Origin of the sequence: Sphingomonas sp. S2-65 (genome assembly GCF_021513175.1) — a bacterium.
GTDB lineage: Bacteria > Pseudomonadota > Alphaproteobacteria > Sphingomonadales > Sphingomonadaceae > Sphingomonas.
Genome location: NZ_CP090953.1, coordinates 782,317 through 794,488, shown reverse-complemented (window position 1 = coordinate 794,488; position 12,172 = coordinate 782,317). Strand labels below are relative to the sequence as shown.

Annotated in this window: 11 protein-coding genes; 6 read left to right on the top strand and 5 right to left on the bottom strand. The window is 63.6% G+C overall.

Features of this window, described 5'->3' with window-relative positions:
• Positions 1-11: 11 nt before the first annotated feature.
• The 5 genes from LZ586_RS03815 to LZ586_RS03795 all read left to right on the top strand — a co-directional run bounded on the left by LZ586_RS03815 (position 12) and on the right by LZ586_RS03795 (position 4,872).
• A complete protein-coding gene (locus LZ586_RS03815; RefSeq protein WP_235078358.1) occupies positions 12-923 on the top strand; it encodes a hydroxypyruvate isomerase family protein in 912 nt (303 codons plus the stop codon).
• 67 nt (positions 924-990) lie between these two features.
• Positions 991-1,767 carry a DUF1080 domain-containing protein gene (locus tag LZ586_RS03810; protein WP_235078357.1) on the top strand — a complete coding sequence of 259 codons (777 nt, stop codon included), beginning with the start codon at positions 991-993 and terminating at the stop codon, positions 1,765-1,767.
• Positions 1,764-2,333: a gluconate 2-dehydrogenase subunit 3 family protein gene (locus LZ586_RS03805; protein ID WP_235078356.1), complete on the top strand. Its 570-nt coding sequence runs from the start codon at positions 1,764-1,766 to the stop codon at positions 2,331-2,333. Before LZ586_RS03810 ends, LZ586_RS03805 begins: the two co-directional genes overlap by 4 nt.
• On the top strand, positions 2,330-3,172 hold the full coding sequence (locus LZ586_RS03800; protein WP_235078355.1) for a sugar phosphate isomerase/epimerase family protein: 843 nt from the start codon (positions 2,330-2,332) through the stop codon (positions 3,170-3,172). Before LZ586_RS03805 ends, LZ586_RS03800 begins: the two co-directional genes overlap by 4 nt.
• Positions 3,173-3,195: 23 nt before the next feature.
• A complete protein-coding gene (locus LZ586_RS03795; protein WP_235078354.1) occupies positions 3,196-4,872 on the top strand; it encodes a GMC oxidoreductase in 1,677 nt (558 codons plus the stop codon).
• A gap of 10 nt (positions 4,873-4,882) precedes the next feature.
• Here the strand turns inward: LZ586_RS03795 and LZ586_RS03790 are convergent, their stop codons facing one another.
• The 5 genes from LZ586_RS03790 to LZ586_RS03770 form a co-directional block, all read right to left on the bottom strand.
• Positions 4,883-5,740, bottom strand: coding sequence for a protein CsuE (locus LZ586_RS03790; protein ID WP_235078353.1), 858 nt, complete (start codon positions 5,738-5,740; stop codon positions 4,883-4,885).
• Positions 5,741-5,956: 216 nt separating this feature from the next.
• Positions 5,957-6,475, bottom strand: coding sequence for a MarR family transcriptional regulator (locus LZ586_RS03785; protein ID WP_235078352.1), 519 nt, complete (start codon positions 6,473-6,475; stop codon positions 5,957-5,959).
• A 159-nt stretch (positions 6,476-6,634) separates the two neighbouring features.
• On the bottom strand, positions 6,635-9,217 hold the full coding sequence (locus LZ586_RS03780) for a hypothetical protein (protein WP_235078351.1): 2,583 nt from the start codon (positions 9,215-9,217) through the stop codon (positions 6,635-6,637).
• A complete protein-coding gene (locus LZ586_RS03775; protein WP_235078350.1) occupies positions 9,196-9,339 on the bottom strand; it encodes a hypothetical protein in 144 nt (47 codons plus the stop codon). The genes LZ586_RS03780 and LZ586_RS03775 overlap by 22 nt, the downstream gene beginning before the upstream one ends.
• A gap of 257 nt (positions 9,340-9,596) precedes the next feature.
• Entirely contained in the window at positions 9,597-10,925 is a 1,329-nt protein-coding gene (locus tag LZ586_RS03770; RefSeq protein ID WP_235078349.1) for an MFS transporter, read from the bottom strand.
• A 120-nt stretch (positions 10,926-11,045) separates the two neighbouring features.
• Here LZ586_RS03770 and cyoA point away from each other — a divergent pair, with 120 nt between their 5' ends.
• Positions 11,046-12,170, top strand: a complete 1,125-nt coding sequence (cyoA, locus tag LZ586_RS03765) for a ubiquinol oxidase subunit II (RefSeq protein WP_235079727.1) — start codon at positions 11,046-11,048, stop codon at positions 12,168-12,170.
• Positions 12,171-12,172: the final 2 nt, after the last annotated feature.

Below are 12,172 nucleotides of genomic sequence, written 5' to 3'. Positions count from 1 at the left end.
ATGGTGCGGGCATGACGCTGACGCGCCGCAGGCTGCTCGCCGCAGGTGCGGCCGCGCCGCTGGCCGCAGGAGTGGCGCGCGCGCAGACCGGCGCATCGAATGCGGCGCGCTTCTCGCTCGCCTATGCGCCGCATGAGGGCAGCTTCGCCAGCCGCGGTGGGCTGATCGAACAGATCGCTTTCGCTGCCGATCAGGGGTTCACCGCGTGGGAAGACAATGAGGCCCGCAACCGCCCGGTCGCGGAACAGGTTCGAATGGCCAAGGCATTGGCGGCGCGCGGCATGATCATGGGCGTGTTCGTTGCGAGCATGCCTAAATGGGCACAGTCCCGTCCACTGCTGGGTACTGCCGACGATGCCGAGCGCGAGGCGTTCCTCGGCGACATTCGTTCTTCGATCGAAGTAGCCAAGCGATTGAACGCCACCCGGATGACGGTGGTAACCGGGTTCCTGGACCCGAAAGTGCCGATCGATATTCAAACGGCCCGGGTAATCGACGTGATGCGTCGCGCCGGCGACATTGTCGCCCCACACGGGATCGCGATGGTCATGGAACCGCTCAATACCCGCACCAATCACCCCGGCGTATACATGCAGAGCATTGCCCAGGGCTTTGCGGTGGCGCGCGGCGCGAACAGCCCGGCGGTGAAGATCCTGGCGGATCTCTACCACGAGCAGATCCAGTCGGGGAACCTGATCCCGACGCTGGAGACCTGCTGGAGCGAGATCGGCTATCTTCAGTTCGGTGACAATCCGGGCCGCAACGAGCCGGGTACGGGCGAGATTAACTATGCCCCGATCGTTCGATGGCTGCGGGCCCGTCGTTATTCCGGCGTGATCGGCATGGAACATGGCAATTCGATCAAGGGTCGCGCGGGTGAGGAGCGTTTGATCGCCGCCTATCGCACGATCGACAAGGTCTGAGGGGAGAAGAATGAAGGCCGCTCGTACAAGCGCTGCGCTGATCGCCGGCATCGCCGGGATCCTTGCAATGCCTGCCGCCGCGCAGGAGAAACCCGGCTTCAAGGACACGCCGGTGCTGCCGGGCGGCAACTGGCACGTCCATGACTCCGATCGTCCAGCACCGGCCTCTGTTGCGCCTGGTGCCCGGCCGGGAGGCGCGCCCGCCGACGCGGTGGTCCTGTTCGACGGCCGCTCGCTCGACGCATGGCGCGGCGAGCGGGGGCTTTGGCCGATCGAGAACGGCGCATTCACGGTGCCGTCGCGTGCTCGAAGCGGTGGCGAGAACAACCTGATTACCAAGCAGAGCTTCGGGGACGCGCAGCTTCACCTGGAATTCCGCTCACCCAACCCGCCGACCAAAACGTCGCAGGATCGCGGCAACAGTGGTATCTGGTTCATGCAGCGCTACGAGTTGCAGATCCTGGATGGATACCAGAACCCAACGTACGCCGACGGTACGGTCGGGGCGGTTTATGGCTGGAAGCCGCCGCTGGTGAACGCCGCGCGGCGACCCGGCGAGTGGCAGAGCTATGACGTTGTGTTTGAGCGACCACGCTTTGCTGCGGACGGCAAGCTGCTCCGGCCCGCCTATGTGACCGCTTTCTTGAACGGTGTGCTTGTGCAGAATCATCAGGCGATGCTGGGCACCACCGCTTGGCGCCAGGTCGCGCAGTACAAGGAACATCCTGACGCGGCGCCGATCCAGTTGCAGGATCACGATTCGCCGGTGTCGTTCCGAAACATCTGGGTTCGGCCGCTGACCGAGGCGGCGATCGCGCAGGATATCGGGGGGAACACCAAGTGATCGATCGTAGAACCGCGCTCGCCGGCGTGGTCGGTATGTTCGGCGCCGGGCTGTTCGCGCCGATCGCCCGCGCTGCCGGCGCCGCACAAGCTTCCCGCATTCCCATCATCAGCGAAGGGCCGCCTAGTATCGCCGTGTTCACGCTGCCGCAGCGTGCGTTGGTGAGTGCCCTTAGCGAGCGGATCATTCCCACCACCGACACCCCCGGCGCGATTGCCGCAGGCGTCCCGGCGTACATTGAAAAGCTGCTCGCTGATTGGTCCACGCCCGAAGATCGCAAGCCGATCATGGCAGGACTGACGACGATCGATACGCGTAGCGTGCAGGATTATAAGCTGCCCGCCGCGCAAGCTACGCCGGAGCAGCAGGATGCGCTTCTGACGCTCGCAATGAATGATCAACTGCCGGCAGGTGCCACTTTCTTCGAGGCGTTTCGCCAGCTCGTGGTCACCGGCTACTACACGTCAGAGGTCGGTATCACTCAGGAGCGTGAGTATCTGCCGGTTCCGGGCGAATATAATGGCGCCTTTCTCTATTCTCAGGTCAACAAGGTGTACAGCGCATGATCAGCCGTAGAACCCTTCTTGGCGGCGCTGGGGGTGCCGCGGCCTTTGCGCTTGCCGGACGTGCAGTACCGCCGGCCTTTGCTGCACAGATCAAGGCGATCGGGCTTCAGCTCTATACCGTGCGCGAGATCTTCCAGAAGGATCCGGTGGGTACGCTCGAGCGAGTAGCGCGGATCGGCTACCGCGAGGTGGAGTTCGGCGGTGGCGGCTATGACGCCATGGATCCCGCGCTGCTGCGGCGAACGATGAACCGTCTCGGCCTGCGCTCGCCATCGGTGCATATCGGCTATGATGCACTGCTGGGGCAGTTCGACAAATCGGTGGCGATGGCGAAAACGCTGGGTGCCGACACGGTGGTGCTCCCGTACATGTCCGACGAGCACCGCAACGAGCAAGCTTGGCAAGTGGCGCTCCCGAACTTCAACCGTTTCGCGGCGGACCTGAAAAAGGCGGGTTTGGGCTTCGCCTATCACAACCACGATTTCGAATTCACGGTGAAGCCGGGCGGCGTCAGCCTTTACGAGCGCTTCCTGAAAGAAACCGATCCTGCCCTCGTGAAGATCGAACTCGATCTCTATTGGGCCGCGCACGCCGGTGAGAACGCAGCAGCACTGATCGACCGGCTGAGCGGACGGATCTACGCCTATCATGTCAAGGACATGCGGTCCGACCGCAGCATGGCCGCGGTTGGCGAAGGCACCACCGACTTCGCGGCATTGTTCAAGCGCAAGGGCAGCGCCGGCGTGCGTCACTTCTATGTCGAGAACGATCAAGCGCCCGCGCCCTATCTTCCCGACATCACCACTAGCTTCAAGACGCTGCGCGCGCTGCGCTTCTGACACAAATACCGGGAGGGAAGATCATGGCCTCGACCAACAGGTTCGACGCAATCGTCATTGGTTCGGGCGTGAGCGGCGGCTTTGCAGCCAAGGAGCTTACCGAAAAAGGCATGCGCGTGCTGATGCTGGACCGCGGGGTCATGGTCGAGCATGGGGAGGGCTATCCGTACGACGGCAAGCCTGCGTTCGAAGTGCCGGCGCGGAATGTCATGCCCAAGGCGATCGTCGACAGCGACTATTTCATCGCCAAGCACGGCTATGTCCAGCCCAGCAATCAGCGCTTTTACAATGACGATCGGTTGAACCCTTACGCCTTTGACGAAGGCAGCAAGTTCTACTGGATCCGGCCCGGCGCTGTGGGGGGCAAGTCGCTGATCTGGGGCCGCTGGAGCTTCCGCTGGGCGCCTGAGGATTTCGAGGCGAACAAGCGGGACGGGATCGATGGTGCCTGGCCGATCGGCTATGACGACCTCGCGCCCTGGTATAGCTATGTCGAAAAATACATCGGCGTGTCGGGATCCCGCGAGAACCTGCCGTATTTGCCGGACAGCGAGTTCCAGCCACCGGTGCCCATGAACGTCGCGGAGAAGTGGCTGAAGGAGCGGCTGGAGACCAAGTTCCCCGGGCGCAAACTGATCAACACCCGCTTGTCCAACATCACCGAGGACAAGCCCGAGCAGGGCCGCACCAAGTGTCAGTTCCGCAACCAATGCGGTAATGGCTGCTCGTTCGGTGCCTATTTCTCCACGCAGGCGGTGACCTTGCCGGCGGCACGCGCGACGGGTCGGCTGACGCTCCAGTCAGACGCGGTGGTTACCAACCTTGAATATGATGCGGGCAAGAAGCGGGTGACCGGCGTGCGCTATGTCGACGCGAAGACAGGCCAGGCGCAGGTCGTCAATGCCGATCTCGTCTTCCTGTGCGCGTCCGCGATGGCATCGACCCAGATCCTGATGAACTCGCGTGCGTCAGGCAGCGAACGCAGCCATTTTGACAGCAGCGGTACGCTCGGCCGCTACGTCATGGATCATATCTTCCGCGTCGGGGTCGAGGGGGACATCCCCGGCATGAACGAATATATCGAATATGGCCGTCGTCCCGGCGGAGTCTACGTTCCGCGCTTTCGCAACATCGGCGGCGACGAAGGCGTCGGCTTCAAGCGCGGCTATGGCTATCAGGGCAATGCTCGGCGCGACCCCTCGGCGCCGGTGGGCTTCGGCGCATCGATGAAGCAGGGGATGCGTGGCTACGCGCCCTGGAAGTTCAGCATGGGCGCATTCGGCGAATGCCTGCCGTACAAGGACAATCGCGTTTCGCTCCACGCCGACAAGGTTGACCGCTTCGGTGTGCCGTTGATGCGCTTCGACGTGCGATTCCACGACAACGAACTCAAGATGATGGCCGATGCGAAAGCGCAGGGCGAGGTCATGCTCAAGGGCGCCGGGCTCACCAACGTCCGAAGTTGGGAAGACGAGCACGTTCCTGGCGACGCGATCCATGAAATGGGCGGCGCACGCATGGGCGCTGATCCACGCGCCTCTGTTCTGAACGGCTGGAGCCAGGCGCACGATGCCGCGAACCTCTACGTTACCGATGGTGCGCAAATGGCCTCGGCGTCCTGCGTGAACCCCTCGTTGACCTTCATGGCGCTCACCGCGCGTGCGGCCGATCATGCGGTACGGCAAAGCCGGGCCGGTTGAGCCTTGCGGCCTATTTGACGAGGTAGGGCAAAGTGATGCTGAACGAGGACCCCGCGGCGAACTTTCCGCGTGGTTTCAGCCGGATCTTGGTGACCATAGCCTGTGAGGGGAGATCCCCGGGCGTGGGCACATAGGCCCAGCCGATACCGGCGCTGTAGAAGTCCACATCGTCCCCCATGTCACCCGCGCCAACATAGCTGAACGCCAGGGTCGATGCGGGTGAACCTTCGGCAAACTTGATCGCGCTTCCACCGGTCGCCCCGTCGCCGTCCAGCGCGACCGCAGTTCCCGTCTGCACGGGAATGTCTATCTTGACTGTGTTCAGGTCGGCGGCGACGATGTCGGGGTTGGTGACGACGATCGTCATGCGCTGCTTCGCGCCTATGATCGCCTTTGGGTTGAGCGTCTGCGTGACTGGATCCCAAGTGGTCACCGAATTGATCGCCACGGTTATCGGCTTGGCGGCCACAGTGACGGTGAAGCCGATATTTGCGCTCTGCGTCCCTTCGGTGCGCGTGCCGAGCGTGCAGCTCGTGCCGACCCATATGCCCGAGCAGAATTTCCAGGCCCAGGTGACCTTGAACGCGCCCTGATAGACGCCAGGCAGGAGCAGGTCGGCGCTGCCGGGTTTGATGTAGAGGGGAATGCTGCTCGGACTGTTGCCCAGTAGACCGAGAAGGTCAATGATCTGCGGGTTGAGGAAGCTTATCGCCACCCCGTCGGCGAATGCCGCCTGACTGGTGGGGCTGGGAAATACCTGAAAGCTGCCATCGGGCTTGCCCGCCGACGTCATTTTGAACTGTTGGCGTTGCTGATGGTCGCTGTAAGGACGTTGCCGCCAAGGATCGATATCGCAGTACCGGCGCAATTGATGCCGCCCGATTTACCGACTGGAGGCACTGCCGAGCCCTTGAGGGCGCCAGGTGAGTAGCTGCCAAGGTCGTAGCTGCTGGGAGACGCCACCGTGCACGCCGCAGACGGGCCCGCCCAACAGGCGAACAGAAGTGCCAAGGCCCCCAAACGCAAGAGTAAAGCGGTCACAGGCAGAGCTCCGGGCACGGCACCCCGCCACCGCGCGCACAGTTTACTGGGCGGTGGGCTGGCGCAACTGGTTGAAGTACGCGTTCATCGTCTCGGCGCCGGCCGGCGTGAGCGAAACGAAGATGCGGCGCTGATCGCGCTCGCAGCGGCGACGCTGGATCCACTGGCGCGCGAACAGCACGTCCAGCCAACGGTTTGTCGTGGCAGGCGTGGTTCGTGCAAAGCTGCCAAGGTCGCCCACCGTGTGCTCGACGCCATCGAGATGCGCTTCGTACAGGTGCAGCAAAATGTCCCAGGCCGGATCGGAGAACCAGTTTTCCGGGATAAACTTCGCGCGCAGCTGGCGCCCACGGATGATCGTCGACACGCTGGCGCGATGCCCCAACGACGTTTCGGCAACCATCATCTGCTCCAGGCCACCCTGAGACAGCGCGCGAACCGCCTCGTCGCAGGTCTGCTGCGTTTCGAGTATGCGCGATGTCAATTCGGGGAGCATGGCGTGCAATTGCAGGAGCCGTTGCGCCAGGGCAGCCGAGCTCACGCCCGTATCGATCTGTTCCATCTAACCTCGTGGTCATGGCTATGCTGCTTCCGTGCACCCCTGCGTGGAAGCGACGCCACCGATGAAGATAAGTTAGGATGAATCCGGCATAGGTCACAATCCTGTAGAATCCCGGATTACTGTTCAACTCTGAAGTTGAAGCGGTGCCAAGCGAGACGATCACTTGCGAACTTCCGCAACTGTTTCCTTGATATTGCGAAGAATGGAACGGTCGAACTTCGCACGTATCGTCAGATAGGCGCCGTGGCGGGTGTAGCGATCGTCCTCGAAATCGTGATCGCGATAGCCCGAAACATTGTAGCCGACGCTGACCCACAGATCCTTGCCCGGCGAAACGCCCATACTAGGTCCGAACGAGAAAGCGGCGGTGCCCTCGCTCCAGCTATGCTGGACGCTACCCTGAACGCCGATGTCCAGGTTGTGGCGGATGTCCTTGCGGATCTCCAGCCCGATTACGTCGATGAAGCCGTGGAGCGTTTCATCGGCATAGCGGCCGCGGACGTATTTGGCGCCATAATAGAGGCTTGCTTCGAAGCCATGCGCGGCGCCTTCGTCCCCGGCCCGGTAACCGAGCGCAAAGCTGTTGATCGCGCGGAAGGTCGAGAGTTCGCCCTGGACGAATGTCGGCACGTTAAGCACGTTGTTGCCCGTGACACCCTGATCGGCGCCTTCGCTGCGTAACGTAAAGCGTTCCATCAGCGACCAGCGGCTGTCGATCGGGCGCAGCGCAACTGCGAGGTCGCCAGTGACCGCGGAAATAGCGCGGCCGCGCTCATCGGTGGTGCGGTAGGCGCGCAGCGATGAGGCCAGCGTTTTGCCCATTCCCAGCGGGCGCAGAAGGTTGCTGGTCAGCCCGATACGCTGCGACACGTCAGAGTGGCGGTATTCTGCACGCCCGTTCCACGACCAGGTTTCGCTGCGGTAATTGGCACCGGCGGTCAGGGCGATGAAGTCGCCTTCGCGCACTTCCTGTCCTAAAATCGAGCTGCCGATCATCGGGCGCGAGAGCGTCGTGTCCGGAACCTTGCCCGACACGGTGCGCGCGCCGTCAAGCGTGGCGTCAACCGTCCAGTGCTTGCCGAGCTTCAGTGACTGGGCGAGACCGTATTGCGCATATGCGCGGGTGCCGTTCTCGCCGCCACCGGTTTCGGTTGCCTGGCTATTGATCGTCGAGAGCAGGCGGGCACCAGTCCATGGCGCGACTTCCAAGCCGATCCGTGCGTTGTGCGCCACATAATCCTGGCCCTGGGCGATCTCATAGCCCCCGATAAGGCGGACGCCTTGGCGCAGGCGCCAGCCCGCGGTGAGCTGCTGGCGAGCCGGGAAGTCGGCGCTGTCGTTCTTACCGCCGAGCGCGAGTTGCGTCTGGCCAGTGATCTCCAGCTTGTTATCGGCCAGTGACTGGGTGCCGCCTAGCGTCAGCAGCATGGACTTGCGGTCTGCGCCGTCGGCAGTGCGGTCGCCGGCATATTGCGCGCCGGCGAACAGCAGACTGGCGTCGCTGCGATATTCAAGACGTGCTTCCCCGGCGATGCGGCTGGCGTCGGTGAGGAGGTCGTCCTGATGCCAGGCGGACGCAGTGGCCGAGAAGCCGTGGCCGATCTGAACGCGCGCGTCACCGCCGATCTTCTGGGTGCCGGCCTCGCCGCCATTCTGCTGGCCGACGCCGAAGCCGGTATCCTGGCGGCGGAGATAGGCGAGCGTATCGACGCCGCCGCCATGGTGCTCGACTTCTGCAAGCACGGCTTGGGCCGAGCGGATACCGTCGCGCCCGCCCGTGGAGATCTCCGCGCGGATCTCGATATTGTCGGTCGGCTTGGCATGCAGGTCGATGCCGGCGACGGTGGCGTTCGACTGTGCCTCGTCATGGAGCATGCTTGCACCCAGTTCGACCTTGCCGCCAGCAAGCTTCACGGCGCCGCGGCCGCCGGCGGCGAGCTTCTTGCCACGGCCCAGCGTTTCGTAATCGACGACGATGTAGACCGGGTTCAGGTCCGCGTCTCGGCTGAGGATCGGCTCGCGAAAGGTCAGCGTTCCGGCGAGCGCATCAATGTCATAGTCGATGTGGCGAGTGAGCGACTTGCTCTCGATGATCCGGTCCGAGCGCAGGCGGTCGCGGGTTTCGATCAGCACCTTGTCGCTGTTGGGCACGATGTCGCGCGCGGTAAGGCGATACGGGCCGGACAGGCCGTTGCCGCGGATCTCGTCGCGGCCGTAGCGGTCCTCGTCGTGCGCGGCGAAGGCGCTGAACAGCAGGGTATCGCCGGCGGCTTCGGCCTTCACGCCGTTCAGCGTGCGGCTGTAGCGGGTCAGGCGGGTGTCGACGAGGCCGGTCTCAAAGTCGCCAAACAGCGCATAGAAGGCCTTGCGCTCGAGGCGCAGGTAAAGCTTGCCACTGGTCGGCGCATCATAGGCCTGGGCGCTGCCGTCCCCATAGACCGTGTAGTAGCGGTTGGGATCGATCGTCCCGAGCAGGCCCCGGTCGGGATCGTAGGCGCGGTCGCTGTCATAGGCCATGGTCAGCAACCAGGATCCCTTGATCCGGCCTTTCGCATAAAGTGCGATCTGGCCATCGGTCGTGAGCTGGTTGCGGTCGCCGCGTGCCAGGCCGCGGCTCTTGGAGCGCAGCATGTCGAAGCCGGCGGTGCCACGGGCGAAGCCGACTACCATCCACTCGCGCGCCGGGGCGGCGAGAAAGGCGCGGATCTCGTTAACCTTGGTCAGGCCTTCGTCCGCAGCCACAACGCCGTCGCGGGCGCTACGAAGCAGGCCGCAATCGGCTGCAGCGCAACCAAGGCGAACAGGATGCCGAACGCGATCATCAGCTTCGATCGGATCGGCGCATCGGCCACGAACCAGGACATGCAGTCTCCGCAAACAAACCGAAGTGTCACCCGATCGGATGAACTTCATTGTGGTTTGTAGATTGGCGAGGACGTCCGCATCGGCGTTATTGCACCCGGATTAGCCGCAATCTTGTTTCGAAAAGAAGCGATCGTACAAATACGTATAGGGATTGCGCAACATTCGGACCTGTTAGACGCCGCGCTTTCGTTGCCAAAGAAAAGGGCTGGCAACGCCAAGTTGCCAGCCCTTTTGCAGGACCAAAATAGCGGAACCCTCAATCGAGCCGGCGCGCCAGTTCCTTGTTCAAGCCCAGTGCGATGAGCGTCGCGACGGCGCCCGACAGCAGATAGGCGCCCGCCGCGATCAACCCGAAATGCTCGGCCAGGAGCAGCGCTGCAAGCGGAGCGAACCCCGCGCCGAACAGCCAGGCAAGATCCGACGTCAACGCCGCGCCGGTGTAGCGGGCACCTTTGGGGAAGTTGTTGGTCACCGCACCCGACGACTGCCCGAAGGACAGACCCAGCAGAATGAAGCCACCGACCATGAACAGCGTCTCGCCCACATGGCCGCCGTTCAGCAGCTGCGGCGCGAAGCCGGAGAACACGGCGATCGCCGCGGCGGTGTAGCCGAGCAGCGAGCGGCGGCCTATGCGATCGGCCAGCAGGCCCGATGCGATGATCGCGAGCACGCCGACAACGGCTCCGACCATCTCGATCATCAGGAAGCGCGTAACGCTCTCACCGGTGAACACCGCAACCCAGGAGAGCGGGAAAACGGTGATCATGTGGAACAGCGCGAAGCTGGCCAGCGGTGCGAAGGCCCCGATGACGATGTTGCGCCACTGCGCCTTGAGCGTCGCCCCGACGGGCGAGGGAGTCAGCTCGCGCGTCTTGAACAGCTCGGTATATTCCGGCGTCACGACGATGCGCAGCCGGGCGAACAGCGCCACGACGTTCACCGCGAAAGCAACGAAGAAGGGATAGCGCCAGCCCCAGGACAGGAAGTCCTCGGGCGAGAGCGTGCCGAGGAAGAAAGCGAACAGGCCCGCGGCGAGCAGCAGGCCGAGCGGGGCGCCCAGCTGCGGGACCATCGCCCACCAGCCACGACGCTTGGGCGGCGCATTGAGCGCGAGAAGCGACGCGAGTCCGTCCCAGGCTCCGCCCCAGGCAAGACCCTGGCCGATCCGCCCGATCGCGAGCAGAACCGCCGAGGCAGTGCCGACCTGGCCGTAAGAAGGCAGAAACGCGATCGCCACCGTCGAGGTGCCGAGCAGGAACAGCGCCAGGGTCAGCTTCGTACCGCGGCCATGCCGCCGGTCCACGCCCATGAAGATCTGCGAGCCGATCGGCCTGGCGATGAACGCCAGCGGAAACAGCGCGAACGACATGATCGTCCCGCCCAGCGGATCCAGATAGGGGAACACCAGCGCCGGGAAGACGATCACCGATGCAAGCGCATATACAAAGAAGTCGAAGAACTCCGATGTCCGCCCGATGATCACGCCGATGGCGATCTGGCCGGGATGCACGTCGTCGTGCCCGCGCGTGTTCACGTTGCGGGCATCGCGTTCTAATGACGCAGAATGGGCTACGGCCTCGGCCATGATTCAGGTTTCCAACATGTCGAACGTTTGGGAAGGGCTGTAGAGCCAGGGCCGCGGGGATGGGATAGGACAAATTGTCCTATTTCGCATCTGCACAATCCGGCCTAGCTCGCGCCCGTGATGTCCCGTCCTTTCCGATCGACGCCGCTCCTGGCGCTTCCGCTCCTGCTCCTCGGCGGCTGCGATACCGTAGTCATGAATCCGGCAGGCGATGTCGCACGCCAGCAGGCGGACCTTATCCTATGGTCCACCGGCCTGATGCTGTTGATCATCATTCCGGTGATGATCCTGACCGTGCTGTTCGCGTGGCGCTACCGCGCGTCCAACAAGGATGCCGAATATCTGCCCGACTGGGACCATTCCACGGGCCTGGAGCTCATCATCTGGTCCGCCCCGCTGCTGATCATCATCGCGCTGGGGGCGCTGACCTGGGTGGCGACTCACACGCTGGATCCTTATCGTCCGATCGGCCGCATCGCGCCGGGCAAGCCCGTGCCTGCCGATCAGCGCCCGCTGGAGGTGCAGGTCGTCTCGCTCGACTGGAAGTGGCTGTTCATCTACCCCGAGCAGGGGATCGCGACTGTCAACGAGCTGGTCGTCCCGGCCAACCGCCAGGTCCGCTTCCGCCTGACTTCGTCGTCGGTGATGAACACCTTCTACGTGCCGGCGATGGCGGGCATGATCTACACGATGGCAGGCATGGAGACGAAGCTCCACGCCGTGCTGAACCGCACCGGCACCTTCGAGGGCAAGAGCGCCAATTATTCGGGCGCGGGCTTCTCGTACATGAACTTCCCGACACACTCGGTCGACGAGGCTGGGTTCGCCCGCTGGGTCGACGGAGTGCGCGGCAGTGGACTGCAGCTGCGGCGCGACGAGTATCTGAAGCTCGAAAAGCCGAGCGAGAAGGTCCCCGTAATGCGGTTCTCAGCGGTCGAGGCCGGCCTGTTCGACCGCGTCGTGCAGCTGTGCGTCCACCCCGGCGAGACCTGCATGGGCGCGACCATGTCGCACGATGCCCAGCATCCCGGCAGCCATCCGCCCGTCAACGACCGTGCGCCGCGTGCGGGCGAGCCGGAAGGCGCGCTGCTGAAGGATCCCAACGAAAAGGGTACGAGCCCGCACACCACGGCACCGCATGGCCAGCCGCACGGTAACACCGAACCCGGCAATGACAGCAACCGCAACATGACCCGCCTGGAGCTGCCGGCACTGCCCGGCACCGCGCGAGCCGCCCAAGGCTGAGA